Raw genomic sequence first — 24,075 nt, 5'->3', positions numbered from 1 at the left:
AAAATCTCCTTTATTTACCACTTGCTTGATGTGCAGCTTGATGCACAACACTACCAATCAACTTATCCTGTTTGATATGTCCGTTTATGTCAATTCTACTTATCTTGCATAAGCCTTGTTTACAGCCAATCCTTGTTAAAAATTTTTGTTTTATTCTATTCTCTAAAATTGTATTAACCTCAATATTAAATATAGCATATATATGAAAAAACAGCACTCTGATGATATTACTTATTTTGTTTTGATTACTAAGTACTCTAATGAAATATTGACGCTTAAATATTTGGTGAGGTTGATAGTCACAAATCCAAGGATATATATATTTTACTTCGTCTGTATCAAAATTTAAAATATAATCTTTTATTTTTATGAAATTTGCACTATCGTAAATATCTTTTAAACTATGAAAGAAATATATACTTTGAGGAATGATACTTTTTTGAATCTCGTCTTCTAAAAAAATTGAGTAATTGCCATCACCTGTGCATTCTACCATTTTACCATTTAGGACGTCCAAAATATCACCTAACATTTTAGAAGAATAATACATATAGATAGCATATATACAAAGCTCATTTTTGCATTCAAGTTCTTCAACAAGTTTTGTGGAATTTTTTAAATCATTGAAAAGTACTATAGGTGTTCCAAAATCTTTAAATAAAATTATATTTTCCTTATCGCAACTTGAAACTTTACCATTTTTGTCAGAAAAAAAATCATGTGGTACTATTTCAGTCTTAGTTATATACTCCAGTTTTATGGCTTCTTCTTCAAGCTTTTCTCTTTCTAGAATTTCTCTTATAATATTTATGTATTTTTGGATAATTTGTATTATTTCATTATCTGATTTTTCAAACATACTTGTTCCTTAGTTTAAGTCTTCATACGGTTTCCAAATAGTATTGCCATGATAACACTCTCTAGAAGCATTCCACTTTAATAAGCTCTTTTGATGCTGACTTAGCATATCATACACCTTCTTAGTAACCATAGTTCTTTTATCATGTGATTCCCTATTCCCAAATCCACTAAGTTTGGCTGCTTCGCCAACTACCTTTCCTATCCATACAATTTCATTAATACCGCTTCCATTATGCCCGGCTTTTATATATAAAGATTCACCATCGTCCATACCTATACCAACTTTTATGCTTGAATACCCTTTTCTTATTAGCTTTTTATTTAGAGCATCAATTAGTGAAGAAATTTTTGAAGTAGTACTAAATACACTTTGTACATCTTCTCTTGTTTTAGTATCAAATACTGCCCAAACTCCATCCCCCTCTATAAAAATATCATTAATTTTTGAGTTACCTTTCATAACCGCAATTACTTCAGAAATATAACTACGATATATCTTTGCCAGTACCGGTCGTGTATGTTTATTTGCTAACTCTTTAGAACCACGAATATCCACGAAAACTACAGTTACATCTACATAAAATCCATTTTTAAAAGTCAAACTACTTTCAGAAGGTATCCCTTTTTTTTCTTCATAGTTATAATCTGAACTATTTAAAATTTCATCTATCCGCTCAAGACTTCTGTCAAAATCATATTTAGAATAGTCTATTTTCATAATTAACCTTCCCAAAATATCTTTATGGTGTTTAATAAGGTTGATTTAATTAATCTCACAACTCCACCACCCTCTCAAACATCTCCTTAATCTCACTCTCACGCTTATAGGGGTCAGGTGAACGTAATAGCATCCTTCTTACCTACCCTTTTGATAATTTTTGTATCGTTGACCGAGCCAATCCCAATATCTTGGCTATCCCATGCTGAGAATAGCCCTCTTGATAGGCTTGGACAATACACTGATCCCCCAGCCCGACAGTACAATACAGCTTCTTGATATTTCACTTATCCAAACACCGCAACAGCTTCTTATCGAAGGTCGCCACCCGATAATCTCTTCCTATCGAACACAAAAGACAATCGACATAATCAAGAGAGGATTCGGCGAAAAGCCTCAACGCATCTTCATAGTAAACACCATCTTCGAAAGAGTGAAGGTTGGGAAGCGCCAGCAAGGCTTCGAGAACATCGGCAACTTCGGAGCGTGGTACTCCGTAATGGCCGCTAAGTACATAAATAACCTCCCCCAGCACTTCGCCCGGAACGAAACACTCTTCGTTCTCGATCGTCTGCACAGCTTGGCGGAACATATCGGCATTGTCGTTTAAAAGATAACGCAAAATGTAATTGGCATCGAGTAGGACCATAAGCTACCCCTCCTCTGTATACCGATTAAGCACATTCTGTTTCCACACGTCCTTTTCCGAAGCGATCTTCGCCGGATCGGCATATTGTTGGAGTTTTCCTGCGGGATTTTGGATCGCTCTCTTTTTCAGCGCCTCAACTTTTTGGGCCACCTCTTTCACAAGAGAGGCATATTTCCCCTCGATGTAATACCCCTTGATACGGTTGCGCTTTTTATCGACTATCTCGACAATATCGAAAGAGTCGAGCTTATGAAGATTCCTTTGAATCTCTGAAATAGATATTTGTTTCATCTGAGATCCCTCTATTTATATATGTTTTCATATATTATCACTGGGATAGAGGAGTGTCAACCCTTCTACAATCAAAAAGCACCAATTTCCAATCCATTGACGAGGTAAACAACATTTCCTGCTATTATTCCGTCAATGCAAAACGGCATACAGGATTAAGATAGAATAGATCAAGGAGCACCGATGCACCTCTTGGGCAGGATATACCGCTTTTACAGGGACGGCTTCGCTTCGATGCGGCTGGGCAAAAAGCTCTGGCTCATCGTGGCGCTCAAGCTCTTTGTCCTCTTCGTCGTCATCAAACTCCTCTTCTTCCCCAACGTTCTGCAGGAATACTTCTCTACCGATCGACAACGCAGCGACTTCGTCCTGCATCAACTCACCCAAGGAGCCAAATGATGGAACACCTCGACCCCTCCGTCGTCGACTGGTCACGGGCCCAGTTTGCCTTGACCGCGCTGTATCACTGGATCTTCGTCCCGCTGACCCTGGGCTTGACCTTCATCGTTGCCATAATGGAGACGATCTACGTCAAGACCGGGGATGAATGGTGGAAACGCACCACCCGCTTCTGGATGGGCCTGCTGGCGATCAACTTCGCCATCGGCCTCGCCACCGGCATCATCATGGAGTTCGAGTTTGGGACCAACTGGTCCAACTACTCCTGGATCGTCGGCGATATCTTCGGCGCACCCCTGGCCATCGAAGGGATCATGGCCTTTTTCATGGAATCGACCTTCTTCGCCGTGATGTTCTTCGGCTGGGACAAGGTGAGCAAACGCTTCCACCTCCTCTCGACCTGGCTGGTGGCCATCGGCTCCAACCTCTCGGCGCTGTGGATTCTCGTGGCCAACGGCTGGATGCAGCATCCCGTGGGGATGCACTTCAACCCCGATACCGCCCGCAACGAGATGAGCAACTTCTGGGATGTGGTCTTCAACCCCACCGCCTACACCAAATTTCTCCATACCATCAGCAGCGGCTACGTGCTGGCTTCGCTGTTCGTCATCGCCATCAGCAGTTGGTATCTGCTCAAAAAGCGCAACGTCAAGTTCGCCAAGCGCTCCATCGTCGTCGCCGCCAGCTTCGGGCTCTTTGTTTCGCTGTTTAATCTCACCACCGGGGATGACGCCGCCCGCTCCATCGCCAAATATCAGCCGATGAAGCTCGCCGCGATGGAGGGGCTCTACGAGGGCAGATCCGGTGCGGAGCTCGTGGCCTTCGGGATCCTGGATCCGAGCAAAACCCTCACTGACTTCAAAGAACCCTTCCTCTTCAAAATCCCTATCCCCGACGGGCTCTCACTGCTGAGCTATCACAAGCTCGACGCCTACATCCCCGGCCTGCGTCAGCTGGTCTACGGCGACAAGGCCCACGGCATTATGAGCGTCGAAGAGAAGATGGCCCGGGGCAAAAAGGCCGTCGAAGCCCTCGCCGCTTATAAACAGGCCAAGAAAAAAGGGGACGAAGCCGCGATGGAAGCGGCGCTAAAAATCTTCGAAGCCAACAGCGCCTACCTGGGCTACGGCTACCTCAAGAGCCCTGAGCAGGCTGTGCCTCCGGTCCAGACCACCTTCTACGCCTTTCACACGATGGTGGGGCTGGGGGTTTGGTTTATCCTCCTTTTTCTCCTCGTCCTCTACTACGCCATGACCGATCGGCTCCAGCGCAAGCGCTGGCTGCTCTGGGCCGGGGTCGCAAGCCTGCCCCTGGGATATCTGGCTCAGGAGATGGGCTGGGTCACCGCGGAGGTGGGCCGCCAACCCTGGGCGATCCAGGATATGCTGCCCGTGCATATGGCCACCTCCAACATCGCCGCATCGCCTGTGATGCTCACCTTCTGGCTCTTTGCCACCCTCTTTACCGCCCTGCTCATCGCCGAGGTGAAGATCATGGCGGCTCAGATCAAAATCGGACCCAAGGAGCACTGAGATGTTTGAAAAACTTTCCTACCTGACCCTGCAAGAGTATTGGTGGTTCCTCATTGCGCTTCTGGGGGGACTCTTTGTCTTCATGACCTTCGTCCAGGGCGGGCAGACCCTGCTCTGGCGCCTGGGGAAAACGGAAGCCGAGCGTGACCTCATCGTCAATGCCCTGGGGCGCAAATGGGAGCTGACCTTCACCACGCTGGTGATGTTCGGCGGGGCGCTTTTTGCGGCCTTCCCCCTCTTCTACGCCGTCAGCTTCGGCGGGGCCTACTATGTCTGGATGGCGATCCTCTTCTGCTTCATCATCCAGGCTGTCGCCTACGAATACCGCAAAAAGCCCAACAATGTCTTCGGGGAACGCACTTACGAGCTTTTCCTCTTCATCAACGGCTCTTTGGGGATCATCCTCATCGGGATCGCCCTGGGGACCCTCTTTACCGGTGGGCATTTCGTCGTGAACGAGAACCACCTCTCCCACTGGACCCGCCCCACCTACGGCCTGGAGGCGGTACTCAACCCCTTCAACGTCGCCTTCGGACTGATGCTCTTTTTCCTCTCCCAGATCCTGGCGGCCCTCTATTTCATCGACACCATCGACGAAGAGGCCATCGTCACCCGCTCCCGCCAGGTGCTCAAAGTCGAGAGCCTGATTTTCCTGGCCCTCTTTGCCTACGTGGTCTACTCCATCGTCACGATGAGCGGCTACGGCTACGACCCGCAGACGCTGGAGGTCCACAAAGAGAGCTTCAAATTCCTCCACAACCTCAAGGCGATGCCTTTCGTTGCCGGGATGATCCTGCTAGGTACGGTGCTGCTGCTCTCAGGCATCGGAATGGGCCTCTTCGCCAAAAGCGACAAGGGGATCTGGCCGGCTGGCCTGGGTGTGGTGATGGTGGTCGTGGGGCTCTTTTTGCTCCTGGGCTACAACCACACCGTCTTCTACCCCTCCCTGGACGACCCACAGAGCTCTCTGAGTATCCAAAACGCCTCCGGTAGCCGCTACACCCTAATAGCGATGTCTTACGTTTCACTGATGGTCCCGCTGGTCCTGGGCTACATCATCGTCGTCTGGCGGGCGATGAACCGGCACAAAATGACGATCCAAGAGGTCGAGAACGACCCCCATCACTATTAAGGAGTATGAAAATGGATTACACTGAAGCGATCATCTGGTACCTCTCCTGGCCCCTGCTGATCTATATCACCTACCGTTTCGTCTGGCTCAACATCCGCCATCATCAACGGATGGAACGCCTCGAAGAGCTCGAAGAGCATTACGGCAAAGTGCACGATGAGAAAAAGGCCGCTCAAAATACCGCTGCAAAGAGCTGAGTAAACAAGGGGAAACCGACAGGAATCGGGCTCCCCGTCTCCCCGATACAATTCCGTATCACCCCCTTTCCAGGATAATCGGACTGGGATCAGTATAAAACTCTATAAATATGCTTGGTTTGTCCATAAAAAAGCGGAGGACATGTCCCATATTGGTGCGTTTTAGGAAAGCGATAAGGTCAAGATCAATACGGATAAAGAAAAAGAGATTTTTTCTCTTAACTCCTTTGTTAGGGGGAACTATCCCAGGGGAGATATGGGAGTCAGTCTCTACCTTAAAATCCCATAAAACTCCCGCTTACGCAGACTCTCGATCCACTCCAAAACCCGCTGGCTGTGGGGCGTCAGCTCATAGAGGGGCTCCTCCTGGGCCTCGGCGTAATATTTGCGCAAAAAACCCGCCCGGGCGAAATCATCAAGATATGCCTGCGCCGCCTTGGGAAACTCGTCGGGGTAGCTCTGATGGAGGGTATAGAGGTAATCATCGAGCAAAGAGACGATCTTGTGCTGGGGCAGGACTTTTTGCCGATCTTCGATAAAGATTTTGTGGAAAAGCCCCACGCTCATCGCGAAATTGTCGCTGCAGAGAAGTTTGAGGGCCGGGTGGGAGGCTTTGAGCGATTTGAGGTATTCGTAGGTCATTGGGGAATTATACCGGAAGCTTGAAATCAAAATTTCTTCTTCCGCTACCCCACACAGCGGTCCCCCATCTCCCCCGAATAACTCCGCTTTGAGCGATTTGCTATATGGTTATCACCACATGTGTCTTTGTTATCATTGTAATTTGACCTCTTGAGCCTTGAGTTTACTTGAGTTTCCTTCTTTTTTCTTTGGATCTAAATTCGAGGACGTTTACCCATTCGCCTTTTTTATGATTCTGATTCCTTTTCTTAATTTCTTTTTTTTCATATCTTTAATATCAAAAATATCTTTTAGTAACTCTGAATCATGTTCATCTAATAAAAAATTGTTTTGTTCGATTAGCGATACTGTATTTTTATAAAAAGCCTGTTGTAGCTTTTTGGTGTCTTCTGGTTGTTCAAACCAATGACCAGCATATACAATTCCCCGTAAAATAAAATTACTGCCTACTCTATTTAATCGTATATTGTTTTTTCTTGCCACATCCCTGAGTCGCTTTGCTGTATAATTGAAAGTATAACCTTCTTCATCAATTAATTCTTTTAATAGTCTAAATATTTTTTTGTATTCTTCTCTTGATAATTTAGGGATGCCAATTTCATTTGATAATTTGTTTATCAACTTTTCATGATCAGTGAATAATATAAAACCATCACCTTGTTTCCCTATCTTAACTGAGTTATTTTTGATTTTCTTATACGATATATATCCAGGTCCAGAGCTATTATCGATATGCAAATCTTTCAAATCTAGACTTGCGATGAAATGCATAAGCTTTTTATGTCCAAACCAGTGGCTTAATCGAACAATATCACCATATTTATTAATAATCCTATTTCCCAAATCTGCCAAACTAACTGGATTGTCTGAATTATCAATAATTGAATAAATATAGGCAACAATTTCCTTTTTGGGTATTTCTGCATACCTTACAGTATCTTTTAACCTGATATTATATGCTTTCCTTTTGTTAGTGTTTGTTTCTTCTATTGAAAACTCAACAAAATCACCTTTTTCTAGCTTCTCATCAGCATCTTTCAAGAGGAAGAAAGCCTCTGTACCATCTTCAAGTATAGTAATTGTCCCAAACAAATCTTTGAATATTTTTGTAATCGTACCTTCGGCTTTATAAACATTTATTTTTCTAATATTTGTTGCAACTCTAGTTCCATCAACCCAACTACTATTGAAAATTACTCTATCGCCAATTTGTATATATTTTCTATCAGCTTCACCAATATTGCTTATTTGGAATACTGCCTCTTTTTCTTCATCATCAGGCAAAATAATACCTGAATACTTCGTTACTTCCTCAATTGTTCCATAATATTCTTCTTTATTAATGCCTTCCTCTGCACCGACTATCATATCATTTTCACTATCTAAGCTTGTAGCTAATTCTTCTATTTCCTCTTGTGACGATTCGATAAAGTGTTTTGATAGCACAGATAAAGCATTTGTGAAATTTGTTGTAGCATTGCGATGTAGTTCATTTTTTAAAAATTCAATAAATTCACCTTCTGGTATTGATTTTAAGGAAAACGCAATTGCAATGTCAAGCGCATATAAAGGCTTAGCAATACTTTTATTTTTTTTTGCTCTAATTCTTTTCATATCATGCATTGCACCAACCATAATAATACTTTGTATATTATTTGAATTATTTCTATTTATTTCAAAAAATATATTCTGAGGCTTACTCCGCCTACTTCTTCTGTTTATACGCCTTATTTCAGCATTTTGACTATTTAATCTACGGGCTTGGTATTGAATAAAATCCTGTTCCTTTTCACTCAAAAGGTTGTGGTCTATGAGTTGTTCCTGAGCAATCCCAAGAATTGTATTAGATATATTGTTATATCTAATTTTTCCATTACCGTTATAATAAGCTCTCTTCAATATCTCCCAAAATCGTCTTGGAATACCATGTGAAGAGTATATTGCAAGCAAGAAAGTATCTTTTTTATCAAACAGCTCATGTATAAACTGATCTATTGTTCCAGAGTACCCTAAAAGACTTTTTGCACGATTAATCAACATATCTTTAAAAAATTGTTCATATCCAATATTGTCAGTTACATCCCATTGAAGATAGTTTGTAGTAAAATCATGACCAGGCTCAAAATTAAACCCATCATTCTTGATAGTGGGATAATAAGTGTGACTCTTTGGGTAAACAGATGCAACAAAGTAGGCACAAGAGGAACCAGATTCTGGCAACAGTGAATCTGCGCCCCGGATAGTTTTGAGTAACCTAAATATTTCGATCTGTGCATTTTTTGGTGCTTCTGAGCATTCGTCGATTAGAAGAAGAGTGTAATCTAAGTCTAATATTACTTGTAATTGTTTTAAGAAAGTAATTAAAAAATCTACTGCGTCATTGTGAGAAAGTTTTTTTCCAAGAAAAGCTACACCTTCCTGGCTTCTTTCTGTATTTTGTAATATTTTATTTTCTGATAAAGAAGAATCAACATTATTGCCAACTAAGGATACTCCTGCTTTTATATTTCCTCCTTTAGAAAGTGATATTTCTCTAGCCTGTTCTTTGTTAATGTATTTTCCAAGTAAGCCAAATTCAAATTCATCAAATAATTGATCTGAAAGAACATTTATCTTATCTAAAACCCTGTCAAAGGGTTCATTGGCCGATATTCCAAACATTCTTGTAATTGAGTGAAAACTTTTTTTCAAAAGTGTTTTATTAGGCTGGAGACTTTCCTTATTTATATTTGCAATAGAAATTGCTTCTCTAACTAAATTTCCATATAAATACATTCTAAATATATCTGGATCTTTTTTGGCATGTTCACTAATTTTTGCAACTGATAAATAAACTGGCAAAATTCTATTTTCACCAAATTGTTCTAAACGGTTTCTTTGGATCATTTTTAAAACATGCGTTTTCCCAGTACCTCTAATACCTTCTATAAGGGTATTTTGTTTACGACCAATATTTTCAACATTAATGCCTGAATGTGAATCCGGGAGGAAAAATCCTTGGGCATCATGATGGAAAAAGTTATCAGGTAAGTTCATTTTATTCCTTTATAAGGATTTATTAAATACATTTTACCTAAAAATTGGAATCCTCCATCCATCCCCTCTCCAACGCTTCCCTGTTCTCCATCTTGCCACACCGATACCTCTTTGCATGCAGATTCCCTCACTGTTTTTCAGTGTCGACACTCTATTTTGAGGGTATCAGAGAAACATTTTGCTCTTTGTGATGCAGGAATCCACGTTGCGGCTGATTTTGGACAAAGAGACATATGTGATATTAATACATACTACTCAATACACCGCTCACCCATCTCCGCCGGATAGCCCCGACTTTGGGCGATCCGACGGGCGCGTTGGGCCAAAGCGGCCTCTTCGATCGCGTGAAGCTGGGGGATCTGCCACAGCGCCGACTCATCGGGAAGCCCTTCCGCCAGCCCCTGCCGCTCCAAGTCCCTCAAAATCTCCCGCGCCATATCGGTGACCGAAGAGACTTTGACGATTTCACAGCGGGCGTAGCGCGGCAGGGGGAAGGCCACCTCCGCCACCCTCAAGGTGGGGTCCTCTCCCGGGATCTGCTGGGCTCCGAAAAGCGGCGGGCTGCCCACTTCTGCCTGGGCGAAGTCGGGAAGGAAGCGGGCGAGGTGCTTAATAGCCCGGCGGGTGCGCTCTTGCAGCTCATCTTCGGGCCAGCCCTTTTCGATCTTGCGCAAAAGGTGCTCGGGCAGGCGGGGTTGGCTGCTCGTTTCGGTGGAGGCCACCAGTCCGTCGGGGTAGAGGGTGATGCGCTCCGTCATTCCGTGCAGCTGCACATAGCCCGCCGGATAGGGAGTAAACTGCCCCATTCCCTGCGGCGTGCCCCGCTCTCCGTGGAAGATCACCTCAGGCCAACGGGCTTCTCGATCCTTCCAACGGCTCGTATAGGCGGCTTTGAATTCCACCATCCGCTTCTCCCTCAGCCCCAGCATATCGTCGATCTCACCGGTGCGAAAGCCTGCCGCGTTGATGAGATAGTCCGCCTCCAATTCGCCGGTAAAAGCTCCCTCACAGCGCAAACGCCACCCCTCCCCCGAGGGCTCCACATCCACAAGCCTTGTGGAGCGGTGGATCGTCACACGCTCCATCGCCTCCAAAGTCAGCCCCGCTCCGGCGGCCAGGCGGAAGAGATTGAGTCCATACTCCTGCACCAGGATCAGAGGAAACTTCACCCGGTCGAAATCGAGATGCCGCGCCACCGGGATCATCCACTCTTCGGGGCTTGACGGCTTCTCCACCGGCTCCATCTCCGCCAGCTTCTTTAGCTCTTGGCGGCCAAAGAGACGATAATATCCCTCCGGCGCTCCCAGCACCTCATTAGCCGAATCCTGCGCTACCAAAGCAGCGTAATCTTCGCGCAAAAGCTCCAGACGGGGCAGCAGGGCCTCCGGCGTACCCGCATCCTCCGTGGGCACGGCAATGACAGTCGGCCGCCGATCGACAACGAAGGGGTAGAGCTTCGCAAAGTCGATCGATTGCCTCAGCAGGGTCCGGCACTGCGCGTCACTGATCTCCCGGTAGAGATTCCCCCCGGCATGCAAATGGCAAAAAGGCGGCCCCAAAACCAGCGTCGCCTGCCGCTCCAGCAGAGTCACCTCCATCCCCAGACTCCCCAGCAAAAGCGCGGCGCTCACCCCCGCCACACCGCCGCCGGCGATGACGATTTTAGATTTCATAGCAGCTCCTTGATGAATTGTGCTACGTGTTAAGAAAAATGTTTACAGGTTCCCAATCCAAAATCCAAAATCTATAATCCAAAATCATCTATTCTCCATCCTCAACCCTCAACGCTTAGCTCTCAACGCTGTAATTTCTTCAAGATCTCCGTGAATTCCCCGATCACCTCGTCCGCTCCCAGCTCCCTGACCGATCGCCCGTTATCGTAGCCGTAGCTGACGGCGATGACCGGGATGCCCGCCGTCTGGGCGGCCAGGATGTCGTTGGCGGAGTCTCCGATCATCAGGGCCTGATCTTTGCCGCAGCCCATCCGCTCGCAGGCGTGCAGCAGTGGCAGGGGATCGGGCTTTTTGCGCGGCAAGTCTTCGCCCCCCACAATTACATCAAAAAAGCTGTCTATGGAGAGGTTTCGCAGGATGGGGCCGACGAATTGGGAGGGTTTGTTGGTCACCACCGCCATCGTGTATCCCGCGTCCTTCAGGGCATCCAGGGTCTCGGCTACGCCAGGGTAGAGCCCGGTGGCGTCATTGAGCACCCGCTCATAGTGACCCAGAAAACGCTCCATCGCTTCGGAAAAAAGCGCCTCATCCTGCTCGGGATCGATCTGGCGATTACCCGCCAACCCCCGCTTGACCAGCATCGCCGCCCCGTTGCCGATCCAGTTTCGGATCGTCGCTTCATCATAAGTGGGCAGTCCCAATTCCTGCAAAGTCGCGTTAAGCGCCTTGGCCAGATCGGGTACGCTATCGATGAGGGTGCCGTCGAGGTCGAAGAGCAGATGGGTCCTGTCGCGGAATCTCATAGCCTATCCTGAGTAATTTTGGAAGATTTATAGCGAAAAATCTTCCAAAAGGGCAACTCTACAGTGAATCCACAGATCTATTGCTATAATTGTTTATTAAATTTTATAAGGAAAGATAATGAAAAAACTGCTGTTCATCCTGGCGGGCTTTCTTCTACTGAGCTCTTTCGCCGTGGCAGCCGGTTGGCTCCACGATTATGAAGAGGCTCTGGAAAAAGCCCAAAAAGAGCACAAACTCGTTTTGATGATCTATGTCAAAAAGGGTTGACCGGTTTGCAACAGAATGGAACAGGCTGTTCTACCACAGAGAGATGTCGCAAACCTGCTCAAGAAGCATTTTGTCCTGGTCGTCCTGGATATTGACGACGATATGCTCCCCGAGGGATTCGGATACTTCGCCGTGCCCACCTTCTATGTGCTCGACGAGCACGGCAAAAAGCTCGACCGGGCCGTCGGCGGAGTCGGAGCGGAAGAGTTTCTGGACTATCTGGAAAACTTTGTAAAAGAGTAATTCCTTTACCGGGAAGGATTTTTAATATTTATTTAAGGCTACAGAATTTATTATGAATATATCATCATAGAAGGAGCAAGTTATGGCAGATAATAAATTCGTGGTAGCTATCTTTGAAAGTTCGGATTCCGCACAAGTGCAAAAAAGTGTCGAAGCTTTGGTAAAAAGCGGTGTGGATAAACAGTACATCTCCATCATCAGCCGTGTGGAGGATGAGGAAAAGATCGAAGACATCGAAACGAAAAAAGCCAACAAGAAAGCCTTGAAATGGGCCGAATGGGGAGCCCTCTCCGGCGGCTTGCTCGGGCTTCTGATCGGGGGAATCGTCTTTACCGCTCCCGTGACCGGTCCGGTGGCGACGGTGGGAGCTTCCCTGGCGGGCGCCATCAACGGACTGCTGGGTGGAGCCGTGGCCGGAAGCGCCCTCTTTGGCGTAGCTGATGGACTGGTCGAGTGGGGAATGGCCGCCGAAGGCGCCAAGCGTTTGGAAAAACTGGTCGAAGAGGGGCATATTCTCCTGATCGTCAAAACCGACGAAGCTCAAAGCAAGCAGGTCGAAGAGACACTGAAAGAGAGCGGAGCCAAAGAGATCGAAATCCTCTAAGCTATTTCAGGGAGATTCCCTTCTCCGAAACTACGATCCTCCCCTGCTCCAACAAAGCGGTGAGAGCTGCCTTGAAGATTTTACGGCTCAGGCCGAAGCGGGATTTGATCTCCTCGGGGGAGTTTTTGTAATTCATCGGAAGCGCTCCTCCCGCTTCCCGGAGGACCTCCAGAATCTTCGCCTGGGCTTCCTGTAGTTTGGCCTCTTTTCCGGGAGGGCGCAGGCTCAAATCCAGTTTGTGATCGGGCCGGACTTTGACGATATATCCGTGGCGGCGCGCCCCGATCTCCAACGCTTCGAAGATCTCATTGGAAAAGAGCATCCCCTCATATTTACCGTCGACGATCGCCTTGTAACCCAGCGGAGTTTTGGCCAAAATCATCAGCTCCACCTCCTGCCCCGGTTTCAGCCCCTTCATATCGCGGACAAAATATTTGCTCAGCTTCTGGGTGGCATAGAGCCGCCCGGTCTGTTCATCCCGGCAGACCCGCAACAACTTTTTCTCCCCGATACGGAAGTACTCTTTCTGCTGGGAGAGGGGGACGAAGAGATCCTTGGGCAATCCCCAATCGACAAAGGCGCCGTAGGGACGGTAATCCACCACTTCGAAAATCCCATACTCATCAAGCATCGCCGTGGGCCGCTCGGTCGTCGCCACCGGCCGATCCTGTGAATCGTGATAACAAAAGACCTCCAGCCGATCCCCCACCCCCATCTCGGGCGTCACATAGGCATTGGGCAGCAAGACCTCATCCCCGTTCCCGGCACGAAGAAAAAGCCCAAACTCACTGCGCTTATAGACCTCCAGAGTGTTGACCCGCCCAATCTCCAAGGCATCAGAAAGTTTTTTAACCTTCCGTCGATCCTCGTCGGTACTTTCATCTCGGTTACTCGGTTGCTCGGTTACTCCGTTACTCATTATCTTCTCTTTTCTCATCATTATCTATCAGGTCTTTTCTCCGTCCCTGCTCATCGAACTTCCGCTGAAAATTCCCCCGAATGATGACAAAGGTCATCCAGGCAAACCCCACGATCGCGATCCAGTAAAAAATATCTCCAAGCTTCATCAAACCCCTTTTAAGTCGCACGTCGCAAGCACGGGGCTTCGCCCCTCAAGTCGCAAGTGGATTAGTCACTGGTCATTAGTCATTGGTCATTGGGAGACTGGGTAGCGATGATTCACCAACCCTGGTTACTACTCTCTCAACGCTCAAACCTCAACACTCCATTCTCAATTTTACATTCTCAATTCGCCAAGCCGCGAAGCGGATTGGCGCAAAGCTTCATACGCCACAATCCCCACCGCCACCGAGAGATTGATACTCCGCCCCGCCGGCGACATCGGGATCGTGATGCATCGATCGGGCCGGCTTTGCAACAGTTCCGCAGGCAACCCCTCGGTCTCGGAACCGAAGATCAACCAATCTCCGGGATGATACTCCGCTTCCCAATAGAGCCGCTCCGTTTTGGTTGTGGCCAAATGGCAATGTCCGTCGATCGGATGCTCCGCAAGAAAAGCCTCAATCGACTCCCAAACCGTTAAATCGAGGTCTTTCCAGTAATCCAACCCAGCCCGACGCACCGCCTTTTCAGAGATATCGAAGCCCAGAGGTTCGATGAGATGGAGCTTCGCCCCCAGGTTGACGCAGAGCCGGGCGATGTTGCCGGTGTTGGGCGGGATTTTTGGATGGACAAGGACGATATTGAACATCAAAAGACGATCGTCTTGTTGCCGTGGATGAAGACCCGGTCGTTGAGCACCAGGTTCAGGGCCCGGGAGAGGACGATCTTCTCCACATCCCGCCCGGCGCGTTGCATATCCTTCCAGTCGAAGCGGTGGTTGACCGGGATGACATCCTGGGCGATGATGGGACCTTCGTCCAAATCGTCGGTGACGAAGTGGGCGGTGGCGCCGATGATCTTGACTCCCCGTTCATAGGCCTGTTTGTAAGGGTTGGCCCCGACGAAGGCAGGGAGGAAGGAGTGGTGGATATTGATGATCCGCCCCGGATAATGGGAGACAAAGGAGGGGGTGAGGATCCGCATATATTTCGCCAGGACCATATAGTCGAAGGCATACTTCTCCAGCTCCGCCAGGACCTTCGCCTCGTGCTCTTCGCGCTCGAGCCCGTCGGCGGGGATATAGACAAAGGGAATATCGAAGCGCTCCACCAGGTCCCGCAGCACCTCACGGTTGGCGATCACCGCCTCGATATCGGCCTCCAGCTCTCCGTCGGCGTGACGGATCAGGATATCCCCCAGGGCGTGGGACTCCTTGGTCGCCAGGATCACGATCTTCTTGCGGCTGGGAGTGATCACCCGCACATTGGCTTCGGGGGGCACCGCCGCTTTGAGATCACGCTGGAGGGCCTTCTCGTCGAACTCCCCGGTCACCACGGAACGCATAAAGAATTTGTGCGCCTCTTTATCGACGAATTCCCGGTTGCTGTCGATATTGAGTTCGTAATCGTAAAAAACTTTCGAAATGCGGTAAACCAGTCCCCGCTCGTCGTTGCAATCGATCAATACCCGTGCCCGCTCTGCCATCTGCTTCCTCTGTCTGTTCAAAATTGGAATCTCCGCGAATTATAGCTTATATAACCGAGCAACCGAGTAATGAGTAACGGAGTAACCGAGAACCTAGTAACTAGTAATTTTTTTCCACCGCTCCAACGACCAACGACCAAATGCTATAATCCTGAACAAAAAAGCAAACCGATGCCCCTCTATGATCCTGAAAAACGCGCCGAAAAGAAAGTCGTCCCAACCGCGGACGGCACCCCAACCCTCTACTCCGCCGAGTTTGACGAGTGCTACCACTCCACACGGGACGGAGCGCTCAAAGAGTCGCTGCACAAGCACATCCTTCCCGCCTTCTCCCTGGCCGAGACCGACAAAGAGGAGCTGGTAATCCTGGATGTCTGTTTCGGCCTGGGGTACAACACCCTCACGACACTGCTGTATTTCCGGGAGCATCCTATCCCTGGGAAGGTAAAAATTTTTTCTCCCGAATTTGACCGGGAACTGGTCGCCTCTTTGGAGCGTTTCGAGTACCCCGAGGCCTTCAAACCCTTTCGACCCGTCATCGAAAGCCTGGCCCGCAGCGGCCGCTATGCCGATGAGCACATCGAAATCTCCATCCTCTTCGGTGATGCCAGAGAGAGGATCCCCCAAATCCCCCTGCCGGTCAATATCGTTTACCAAGACCCTTTCAGCCCCAAGAAAAATCCCCTGCTCTGGACCCGGGAGTATTTCGCCGATCTGCGCCGCATCGCCTCCGAGGATCTGATCCTCACCACCTACTCCAGCGCCACCCCGGTACGGATGGGGCTCTATGAAAACGGCTTTTTACTCTACGAAGCTCCGGGTGGGGAAGTGAGGCAGGGCACCGTCGCTTCCCTCAAACCGCTACCGCTCACCCCCATAGATATGGAATTGAAAAAAGAGCGCAATCCCGCCGCCGCCAGTTTGAGGGATCGGGACTTCTGAATCATATTACAGTATTACTCCGGCATCCATCAATCCAACTTTTGCGATAGAGCTTTCACTCGATAGCGACAAAGGAGCACCCAACCCCGTAGGGGCACCGCAGGTGTTTGCGACTGCCGGAGCTATCGAGTGAAAGCGACGCACGGAGCAAGAATAGTGTTTGTCGGATTATTAATCTTCCATTTAAAATTAATCGACTGTTAAGGAAAAGGTCAATATTATTTAATATTCAAAACGATCAAAAGGATGAATAATGAAACAGTTTCTCCGAACATTGGCTCTAATCCTCTTTGTCGGCACCGCTTCCGCCAATGCCCAGAACAGCGCCGCCGTCGCCCGGGACGAAAGCTCTCTGAGCGGACAAATTCTGCACAATTATGTCCATCACCGGGACACTCGGGCCGAATTGACGCAGCTGATCGAACTTCACCGACAGTTGAAAGCCGCCCATCCCCGGGCCGAAAAGGCCAATTTGGTCCAATACCTGGAGCTCTGCATCGCCAAACTGCGCCAAACCCTGCAAACCCCTCCCACTCCCCAAAGCATCGCCAGGGTCGAGGAACTCACCCGGCAGATCAAAGAGGGCAGCCTCTACGTCGCCTCCCGCTGATCCAGCCAAACCCGATCACCCCAAACCCCAAGACGGAACGCTCTCCGGCGGCATTCCTCCGAAATCCGACTCCCCGTTCAAGCCGACTATGCTAAAATCTCCCAAAACAAACGAGAAGAGGCGGAGTGGACCGGGCAAGCGAAATCCTCAACCAGAAGGGTAAACTTCTTACCGAAATCTACTTCGAGCTCCAGCGCTATTACGAAGAGCGCTACGGCCCCGATGCCCTGGTCTTCATCGAAGTGGGCAACTTTTTCGAAGTCTACGAAGTCAACAACGAAGAGCTCAAGATCGGCAAAGCCAAAGAGATCGCCGAATTCCTCAACATCCAGCTCACCCGCAAAAACAAGACCATCCTCGAAAACTCCGTCAACAACCCCCTGATGGCCGGCGTACCCGCCATCAGCCTGGAGCGCTATCTCGCCCGGCTGGTCCAGAGCCGCAAATACACCGTGATCCTGGTGCGCCAAAAGGGGGTGCCCCCCAAGGTCAAGCGCTACATCGGCAACATCATCTCCCCCGGCACCAATTTCGAATACCAAAACGACGCCCGGGAGAACAACATCGTCTCGGTGCTCATCGACGAGAACCGCGGCATCTACTCCGTGGGCTACGCCGCCATCGACGTCACCACCGGCAAGACCCTGGTCAACGAGATCCACTCCACCCGCGATGACAAGACCTTCGCCCTCGATGAGCTCTTCAACCTCCTCCAGAGCTACCGCAGCTCCGAAGTGATCCTCACCTTGGCCAACAAGGAGATCGACCGGGAGTGGCTCCTACACTACCTGGAGATCAAAAATCTCCCCCATTCTTTCAACGAGAGCCACCCCCGCATTGCCTACCAGAACGAGCTCTTCGCCCGGGTCTTCGAGATCCGCAGTCTGCTCAGCCCCATCGAATATCTGGACCTGGAGCGCTACCCCCTCACCACCGAGGCGCTGGCGATCCTCATCGATTTTATCATCGAGCACGACGAGAGCCTCATCGAAAAGATGAACCGCCCCCAGTTCCTGGGGAACAACCGCTACCTCTATCTCGGCAACAACGCCCTGGAGCAGTTGGGGGTCATCAGCCGGGACCCGGCGGAGGTGACCCTGCTGGAGCTCATCGACCGCAGCTCCACGGCCTTCGGCAAACGGCTGCTCAAAGAGCGGCTCCTCAACCCCATCTGCGATCCCGAGATCCTCAACGCCCGCTACGACCTCAGCGAACGGGTCGCCCCCCGCAGCGAACAGTTCGCCACCCGTCTCAAGCAGATCTACGACCTGGAACGCCTGGGGCGGCGGATCAAACTGCGGCGGCTGCACCCCGTGGAACTGACCTACATCGCGATGTCGATGGAGGGGATCGAGGGGCTTTTTACCCTCTGCCGGGAATCGGGGATTGAAGTCGACAACGCCCTCGAGAGTGAGAGCCGGGAATTCTCCCGCTATCTGCAGAGCAGCTTCGACCTGGAAGCCTGCGCCCGTTACCGCCTGGACCAGATCGACGACAACATTTTCCGCGAAGGGGTCCATCCCTCCATCGACGAGCTGGTCCGCCGCCAAAACGAAGAGCTGGCCAAGATCGAGAGCGTCGCTGAACACATCGAGGGGCTCTTCGAGCGGGACAGGCTCCTGAGCACGGCCAACGGCTCTCTGGTGCAGGTCGGCTACCTGGAGAGCGAAGGCTACCACCTCACCCTCACCAAGACCCGCTTCAACCAGATCGAAAAGCTCCTCAAAGAGAGCTACGTCACCCTGGAGGGAAAGCATATCTTCCTGAGGGATTTCCGCTTCAAGATCCTCAAGAGCGTCGTCAAGATCCACGCCCCGATCTTCGAAGAGATCACCCGGCGCATCGAGACCGACCGGGTCAAGCTCATCGCCCGGGTCAAAGAGCGCTACACCCTCAGCCTCGAAGAGATCGAACGACGCCACTCTCTGCTGCTCGAGCGGCTGGTCGCCTTCATCGCCGAAATCGATGTGGCCGTCAGCAACGCCCGCTGCGCCCGCTGGATGCGGCTGAGCCGCCCCATCCTGGAAGAAGGAAACTTTTTCGAAGCCGTCGCCCTGCGTCACCCCATCATCGAAGCCAACGAAAAGCACGGCATCTACATCCCCAACGATGTCTATCTCGGTGAACCCAACGGCACAGAGCACGACCACATTATGCTGGACGCTTCCGGCGGCGAAGAGGTGCGTGGCGTGTTGCTTTACGGCATCAACTCTTCGGGAAAATCCTCCCTGATGAAGAGCGTGGGTCTGGCGGTGATCCTGGCCCAAGCGGGCTTTTTCATCCCGGCGGTGGAGCTGCGGATGGGGATCTTCCACAAGCTCTTCACCCGGATCGTCAGCCGGGACAACCTCTACAAGGGTCTAAGCACTTTCAGCGTGGAGATGCTGGAACTCAAAAACATCTTCAACCGCGCCGACGAGCGTTCTTTGGTCCTGGGCGATGAGATCAGCCAAGGGACGGAGACCCTCTCGGCCCTGGCGATCGTCAGCAGCGCCATCTTGAGACTGGAGGAGCTGGGAGCCCGCTTCATCTTCGCCAGCCATCTGCATCAGCTGGCCGAGGTCGAAGAGATCCGTAAACTCAAACGGCTGATCTTCCTCCACCTGGGAGTGCGTTACGATGCCGCGACCGACCGGCTCATCTACGACCGCAAGCTCAAAATCGGCTTGGGAGACTCCCTCTACGGCCTGGAGTTCGCCCGCAGCCTTCATATGGACGAAACCTTCCTGCGCCGGGCCGCCGAGATCCGCGAAACGCTCACGGGTGGCGGCAGCGAACTCAAAAAACTCAAAAAGAAAAAACGGAGCAAATACCACAAAGAGCTCTTCGTCACCCGCTGCGCCCTCTGCGACGCTCCAGTGGACGAGGTTCACCACATCGCCCCCCAGAAGTCGGCCGACGAGGCGGGCAATATCGCCCACTTCCACAAAAACCACCGCTACAACCTCATCCCCCTCTGCAAAAAACACCACGAAATGGTCCACCGGGGCGAAATCGTCATCAGCGGCTTTGTGATGACCAGCGATGGATTGCAGTTACATTATGAAGAAAAGAAAGATTGAGATTTTAGGGAAGTGAAGCGTTAAGAGTTGAGCGCTGAGCGTTGAGAGACAAGTAACTAGTAACTAGAGTCGGTAAATCATCTCTACCCTATCTCCCAATGACCAATGACTAATGACCAGTGACTAATCCACTTGCGCCTTGAGGGGCAAAGCCCTGTGCTTGCGACCTGCGACTTCGATCAGGTAAACATCCGTTTCATCTGCTCAAAGAGTTTGACAGTCAAGCCTTTGGGCTTGGCCAATTCACTGATATAGCTATTGTAACTCATCTGCTTTTCGTGGAGATATGAGCTGAGGTATTCGACCGAGGTTTTCATATCGTGGACCTTCTCGATCTCGAGCATTTTGGCATAAAGGGGCTCAATCTCCTGCAGGATTTGGGGAGAGACAGGGCGTCGGTAGGCGATATACTGATAGATATTCCCCATACTATCGCGTAGAATCTCGAAGTCGGTGACGACCCAGTAGTGGTCCCCGTTTTTGGCCAGGTTTTTGACCACGGCCGTGATATTCTCTCCCCGCTGGATTGTCTGCCATAAGAGGTAGAAGACCGCCTTGGGCATATCGGGATGGCGAATAATATTATGGGGCTGCCCGATCAACTCCACCTCTTTATACCCGCATACTTCGGAGAAGTAATCGTTGGCGTAGAGAATGACCCCTTTCATATCGGTTTTGCTGACGATGATCCTCTTCTTGCTCAATTTGATCTCTCTACCGGTCGGCTCGGGTCTGTTCCGTTTCATCTCCGCCTTTCATTAGATTTAAATCTATTTCTAATGACATTCTAACTTATCTCCCTAAAAACAATGGCATACCCCCATCCATTCCCCTCTCAGCCCCCTTTCGATAAACTATCTACCGACTTTTCCGACACCCTGCTTTCAGTGATGCCGGAGAGATTTTTCTACGGGAGTTAGACTATGAACGAAGCTAAGCTTATCTGGATGGATGGAGAGATGGTTCCTTGGCACGAAGCCAAAGTCCACGTCCTGACCCACACCCTCCACTACGGCAACGCCGTCTTCGAGGGGACCCGCGCCTATCAGACCAAAGAGGGCCTGGCGATCTTCCGCCTGGAGGACCACTGCCGCCGCCTCTACAACAGTGCCAAGATCGTCGCCATCGAGCCAAATATCGACTACGAAACCGTCAAACAGGCCCATATCGACCTGCTGCGGGCCAACGATTTCTCCGCCAATGTCTACATCCGCCCGCTGATCTACCTGGGCTATGGCGTTATGGGGCTCTACCACAAGCACGCCCCCGTGCAGACCATGATCGCCGCCTGGGAGTGGGGAGCCTACCTCGGCGAAGAGGGCCTGGAGAACGGCATCAAAGTCTGCACCTCTTCCATCACTCGCAACCCCAACCGCTCCACCTTCGGCAAAGCCAAAGCCGCCGCCAACTACCTCAACAGCCAGATGGCCAAATACGAAGCGATCGAGAACGGCTTCGAAGAGGCGCTGATGCTCGACGAAAACGGCTTCGCCGCCGAAGGAACCGGAGAGTGCCTCTTCATCGTCCGGGACGGCAAGCTCATCTCTCCCCCCAACGACAACTCCCTCGAATCCATCACCCAGGCGACCGTCCTGGAACTGGCCGCGGATATGGGGATCGAAGTCGAACGGCGCAACATCACACGCGACGAGATCTACATCGCCGACGAAGCCTTCTTCACCGGAACCGCCGCCGAGCTGACCCCCATCAACTCCCTCGACCACCGCATCATCGGCAACGGCCGCCGCGGCCCCGTGACCGAAAAGCTCCAGAGCGTCTACTTCGACGTCGTCTACGGACGCAACGAGAAGTACAAACACTATCTGACATTTATCTAGAGTAAATGTCAGAGATCAATTATCATCTCATCATTCACTATTAACCATTCACCAAAGAAGGAAATTTATGCCCGCTGACCTTAACGACTATTTCAAAAAACGCAAACCTTCCAAACCTGAACCGGAAGAAAACAACTCCGGCGGCGGAAATACCGGGGGTGGGAGCGGTTTTGAAAGCCCTTTCGGAGGTGAAAATACCAACCGCTATCTCGTCATCGGCGGGATCATCCTGGTCCTGATCCTCGCCTTCCTCACCTTCAAACCCTACACGATCATCAACTCGGGAGAGGTCGGCATCAAGGTCGTGACGGGAAAATTCCAGGACAAGCCCCTCAAACCGGGTCTGCACTTTTTCATCCCGGTCTTTGAAAAGATCATCCCCGTCAATACCCGGGTGCGGATGATCACCTACTCCAACCAGACCCGCCCCAACGTCAGCGAGGGATATTCCCGCTACGAAGGGGGCCTCAAGCGCAATCCCGCCATCCGGGTCATGGACTCCCGGGGGCTTGATGTCGATATCGACCTGGCGGTGCAGTACCATCTGCGTCCTGAGACAGCCCCCCGGACCATCGCGACGTGGGGAACCGGCTGGGAAGACAAGATCATCAACACCAAGGTCCGGGAGATCGTCCGCGACGTCATCGGCAAATACGCCGCCGAGAACCTTCCCCAGAAGCGCACCGAGATCGCCCGGGAGATCCAGCAGCGGGTCCGAAAAGCCGTGGAGTCGATCCCCGGCAAACCCGTGGTCCTCGACTCCGTGGAGCTACGAAATATCGAGCTGCCTCCCAAGATCAAAGCCAAGATCGAAGAGCTCCAGGCCGAGAAGCAAAACGTTATGATCGCCGAGCAGCAAAAAGACCGCGCCAAGCGTGAAGCGGAGCGCAAAGCCGAGATCGCCCGGGGTGAAGCCCAGAAGAAGCGGATCGAAGCCCAGGGCTTCGCCGACAAGATCCGCATCGAAGCCACTGCCCAGGCCAAGGCCAACAAGCTGATTTCCCAATCCCTGACTCCGTCGCTGCTGCAGCTGGAGCAGATCAAGACCCAGAGAGCTTTCAATGACGCCCTCAAGGTCAACAAAGACGCCAAGATCTTCCTCACCCCCGGCGGTGCCGTCCCCAACATTTGGATCGACACCAAAAACCGGGAACAAAAAGCCGTCTCGGCACAACAATAAATCCGTGTTAAGTGTTACGTGTTACGTGTTACGAAAATTCGTAGCACTTAGCACTTAGCACTTAGCACTTTTCACGGAGTGAAAAAATGCAAATCGACTGGAAAAAGAACCCCCTCGTCCCCGCCATCGCCCAGGAGGCCGAAAGCGGCGAAGTGCTGATGCTCGCCTATATGAACGAAGAGGCTTACCGCCTGACCCTGGAGACAGGCTACGCCCACTACTTCAGCCGCTCCAAACAGCGGGTCTGGAAAAAGGGTGAAAGCTCCGGCCATACCCAGAAGGTCCTGGACCTGCTGCTTGACTGTGACGCCGATACGATCCTGCTCAAAGTGAAGCAAAAAGGGGTCGCCTGCCACACCGGAAGAAAAAGCTGTTTCTTCACCTCCGTCACCCAGGGGAAAACCGTCAGCGAACCCGAGGTGGATACCGCCAAACTCTACGGCGTGGTCGACACCCTCTACCATACGATCCTGGAGCGCAAAGCCTCCAGCGGAGAAAAGTCCTGGACCAAAAAGCTCCTCGATGACAAAGAGCTGCTCCTTTCCAAGATCCGGGAAGAGGCCGATGAATTGGCCGTGGCTATCGACCGGGAGAGTGACGAACAGGTGATCTACGAAGCGGCGGATCTCCTCTACCACGCCCTGGTGGGCCTGGGCGCCAGAGAGCTCTCCCCCGACCGGGTCAAGCAGGAGCTGGCCCGACGCTTCGGAATGAGCGGGATTGAGGAGAAAGAGAGTCGGAATAAAGATTGAACTCTTCTTCCGACCTTTCATAAAATGCTTATTCATCCTCGGCGCCTGAGGCGAGGATAACGAATATACCCGGATATGCCTTGCCCCTATAGAAAA

General features: G+C 50.5%; 27 protein-coding genes. 13 read left to right on the top strand and 14 right to left on the bottom strand.

Going from position 1 to position 24,075, the window contains the following annotated elements; all coding sequences use genetic code 11:
- Positions 1–10: 10 nt before the first annotated feature.
- From NITSA_RS03080 to NITSA_RS03065, 5 genes are all read right to left on the bottom strand, one after another.
- On the bottom strand, positions 11–859 hold the full coding sequence (locus NITSA_RS03080; RefSeq protein ID WP_013553570.1) for a hypothetical protein: 849 nt from the start codon (positions 857–859) through the stop codon (positions 11–13).
- A gap of 9 nt (positions 860–868) precedes the next feature.
- On the bottom strand, positions 869–1,579 hold the full coding sequence (locus tag NITSA_RS03075) for an adenylate/guanylate cyclase domain-containing protein (RefSeq protein WP_013553569.1): 711 nt from the start codon (positions 1,577–1,579) through the stop codon (positions 869–871).
- 142 nt (positions 1,580–1,721) lie between these two features.
- Positions 1,722–1,817, bottom strand: a complete 96-nt coding sequence (locus tag NITSA_RS11760) for a hypothetical protein (protein ID WP_425357270.1) — start codon at positions 1,815–1,817, stop codon at positions 1,722–1,724.
- A 45-nt stretch (positions 1,818–1,862) separates the two neighbouring features.
- The gene (locus tag NITSA_RS11055) at positions 1,863–2,228 is read right to left on the bottom strand and encodes a type II toxin-antitoxin system VapC family toxin (RefSeq protein WP_013553568.1); all 366 of its coding nucleotides are present in this window, start codon (positions 2,226–2,228) and stop codon (positions 1,863–1,865) included.
- A 3-nt stretch (positions 2,229–2,231) separates the two neighbouring features.
- Positions 2,232–2,519, bottom strand: a complete 288-nt coding sequence (locus tag NITSA_RS03065; protein ID WP_013553567.1) for a hypothetical protein — start codon at positions 2,517–2,519, stop codon at positions 2,232–2,234.
- A 183-nt stretch (positions 2,520–2,702) separates the two neighbouring features.
- Between NITSA_RS03065 and NITSA_RS03060 the strand changes: the two genes are divergently transcribed.
- From NITSA_RS03060 to NITSA_RS03045, 4 genes are read left to right on the top strand one after another with little or no spacing between them, the layout of a single operon-like run.
- Positions 2,703–2,918, top strand: coding sequence for a DUF4492 domain-containing protein (locus NITSA_RS03060; RefSeq protein ID WP_013553566.1), 216 nt, complete (start codon positions 2,703–2,705; stop codon positions 2,916–2,918).
- Complete coding sequence (locus NITSA_RS03055; RefSeq protein WP_013553565.1) at positions 2,918–4,450, top strand: cytochrome ubiquinol oxidase subunit I; 1,533 nt, start codon at positions 2,918–2,920, stop codon at positions 4,448–4,450. The genes NITSA_RS03060 and NITSA_RS03055 overlap by 1 nt, the downstream gene beginning before the upstream one ends.
- 1 nt (position 4,451) lies before the next feature.
- Positions 4,452–5,582: a cytochrome d ubiquinol oxidase subunit II gene (gene cydB / locus NITSA_RS03050; RefSeq protein ID WP_013553564.1), complete on the top strand. Its 1,131-nt coding sequence runs from the start codon at positions 4,452–4,454 to the stop codon at positions 5,580–5,582.
- An 11-nt stretch (positions 5,583–5,593) separates the two neighbouring features.
- Complete coding sequence (locus NITSA_RS03045) at positions 5,594–5,779, top strand: hypothetical protein (RefSeq protein ID WP_013553563.1); 186 nt, start codon at positions 5,594–5,596, stop codon at positions 5,777–5,779.
- A 270-nt stretch (positions 5,780–6,049) separates the two neighbouring features.
- On the opposite strand, the gene NITSA_RS03040 is transcribed toward NITSA_RS03045, so the two are convergent.
- The 4 genes from NITSA_RS03040 to NITSA_RS03025 all read right to left on the bottom strand — a co-directional run bounded on the left by NITSA_RS03040 (position 6,050) and on the right by NITSA_RS03025 (position 11,933).
- A complete protein-coding gene (locus NITSA_RS03040; RefSeq protein ID WP_013553562.1) occupies positions 6,050–6,421 on the bottom strand; it encodes a DUF3375 family protein in 372 nt (123 codons plus the stop codon).
- 210 nt (positions 6,422–6,631) lie between these two features.
- Entirely contained in the window at positions 6,632–9,457 is a 2,826-nt protein-coding gene (locus NITSA_RS03035) for an ORC-CDC6 family AAA ATPase (RefSeq protein ID WP_013553561.1), read from the bottom strand.
- 251 nt (positions 9,458–9,708) lie between these two features.
- On the bottom strand, positions 9,709–11,130 hold the full coding sequence (locus NITSA_RS03030) for an FAD-dependent oxidoreductase (RefSeq protein WP_013553560.1): 1,422 nt from the start codon (positions 11,128–11,130) through the stop codon (positions 9,709–9,711).
- A 122-nt stretch (positions 11,131–11,252) separates the two neighbouring features.
- The gene (locus tag NITSA_RS03025; RefSeq protein WP_013553559.1) at positions 11,253–11,933 is read right to left on the bottom strand and encodes a phosphoglycolate phosphatase; all 681 of its coding nucleotides are present in this window, start codon (positions 11,931–11,933) and stop codon (positions 11,253–11,255) included.
- A 118-nt stretch (positions 11,934–12,051) separates the two neighbouring features.
- Here NITSA_RS03025 and NITSA_RS11380 point away from each other — a divergent pair, with 118 nt between their 5' ends.
- From NITSA_RS11380 to NITSA_RS03015, 3 genes are all read left to right on the top strand, one after another.
- Positions 12,052–12,201 (top strand): hypothetical protein, encoded by a 150-nt coding sequence (locus tag NITSA_RS11380; protein WP_169308526.1) that lies wholly within the window; start codon positions 12,052–12,054, stop codon positions 12,199–12,201.
- A gap of 15 nt (positions 12,202–12,216) precedes the next feature.
- Entirely contained in the window at positions 12,217–12,444 is a 228-nt protein-coding gene (locus tag NITSA_RS03020; RefSeq protein WP_042203639.1) for a thioredoxin domain-containing protein, read from the top strand.
- 82 nt (positions 12,445–12,526) lie between these two features.
- Complete coding sequence (locus NITSA_RS03015) at positions 12,527–13,048, top strand: general stress protein (protein WP_013553557.1); 522 nt, start codon at positions 12,527–12,529, stop codon at positions 13,046–13,048.
- A gap of 1 nt (position 13,049) precedes the next feature.
- Here the strand turns inward: NITSA_RS03015 and NITSA_RS03010 are convergent, their stop codons facing one another.
- The 4 genes from NITSA_RS03010 to purU all read right to left on the bottom strand — a co-directional run bounded on the left by NITSA_RS03010 (position 13,050) and on the right by purU (position 15,595).
- On the bottom strand, positions 13,050–13,967 hold the full coding sequence (locus NITSA_RS03010) for a CvfB family protein (RefSeq protein ID WP_013553556.1): 918 nt from the start codon (positions 13,965–13,967) through the stop codon (positions 13,050–13,052).
- Entirely contained in the window at positions 13,960–14,115 is a 156-nt protein-coding gene (locus tag NITSA_RS11375) for a hypothetical protein (RefSeq protein WP_169308525.1), read from the bottom strand. The genes NITSA_RS03010 and NITSA_RS11375 overlap by 8 nt, the downstream gene beginning before the upstream one ends.
- Before the next feature lie 170 nt (positions 14,116–14,285).
- Positions 14,286–14,759, bottom strand: a complete 474-nt coding sequence (locus tag NITSA_RS03005) for a tRNA (cytidine(34)-2'-O)-methyltransferase (RefSeq protein WP_013553555.1) — start codon at positions 14,757–14,759, stop codon at positions 14,286–14,288.
- A complete protein-coding gene (gene purU, locus NITSA_RS03000) occupies positions 14,759–15,595 on the bottom strand; it encodes a formyltetrahydrofolate deformylase (protein WP_013553554.1) in 837 nt (278 codons plus the stop codon). The genes NITSA_RS03005 and purU overlap by 1 nt, the downstream gene beginning before the upstream one ends.
- 171 nt (positions 15,596–15,766) lie before the next feature.
- Between purU and NITSA_RS02995 the strand changes: the two genes are divergently transcribed.
- From NITSA_RS02995 to NITSA_RS02985, 3 genes are all read left to right on the top strand, one after another.
- Entirely contained in the window at positions 15,767–16,537 is a 771-nt protein-coding gene (locus tag NITSA_RS02995; protein WP_042203638.1) for a tRNA (5-methylaminomethyl-2-thiouridine)(34)-methyltransferase MnmD, read from the top strand.
- 253 nt (positions 16,538–16,790) lie between these two features.
- Positions 16,791–17,147: a hypothetical protein gene (locus NITSA_RS02990; RefSeq protein WP_013553552.1), complete on the top strand. Its 357-nt coding sequence runs from the start codon at positions 16,791–16,793 to the stop codon at positions 17,145–17,147.
- Positions 17,148–17,272: 125 nt separating this feature from the next.
- A complete protein-coding gene (locus NITSA_RS02985) occupies positions 17,273–20,209 on the top strand; it encodes a MutS-related protein (protein WP_013553551.1) in 2,937 nt (978 codons plus the stop codon).
- A 179-nt stretch (positions 20,210–20,388) separates the two neighbouring features.
- Here NITSA_RS02985 and NITSA_RS02980 read toward each other — a convergent pair whose 3' ends face one another.
- Entirely contained in the window at positions 20,389–20,955 is a 567-nt protein-coding gene (locus NITSA_RS02980) for a PAS domain-containing protein (protein WP_013553550.1), read from the bottom strand.
- A gap of 177 nt (positions 20,956–21,132) precedes the next feature.
- Here NITSA_RS02980 and NITSA_RS02975 point away from each other — a divergent pair, with 177 nt between their 5' ends.
- From NITSA_RS02975 to hisIE, 3 genes are all read left to right on the top strand, one after another.
- The gene (locus tag NITSA_RS02975; protein ID WP_013553549.1) at positions 21,133–22,047 is read left to right on the top strand and encodes a branched-chain amino acid transaminase; all 915 of its coding nucleotides are present in this window, start codon (positions 21,133–21,135) and stop codon (positions 22,045–22,047) included.
- A 67-nt stretch (positions 22,048–22,114) separates the two neighbouring features.
- Positions 22,115–23,227, top strand: a complete 1,113-nt coding sequence (locus NITSA_RS02970) for an SPFH domain-containing protein (RefSeq protein ID WP_013553548.1) — start codon at positions 22,115–22,117, stop codon at positions 23,225–23,227.
- Between the two features lie 86 nt (positions 23,228–23,313).
- Positions 23,314–23,979, top strand: coding sequence for a bifunctional phosphoribosyl-AMP cyclohydrolase/phosphoribosyl-ATP diphosphatase HisIE (gene hisIE, locus NITSA_RS02965; protein WP_013553547.1), 666 nt, complete (start codon positions 23,314–23,316; stop codon positions 23,977–23,979).
- Positions 23,980–24,075: the final 96 nt, after the last annotated feature.

The sequence above is a fragment of the Nitratifractor salsuginis DSM 16511 genome (assembly GCF_000186245.1).
Lineage (GTDB): Bacteria > Campylobacterota > Campylobacteria > Campylobacterales > Sulfurovaceae > Nitratifractor > Nitratifractor salsuginis.
The sequence above is the reverse complement of the archived record's forward strand: the minus strand, read 5'-3'. Positions and strand labels throughout refer to the sequence as shown.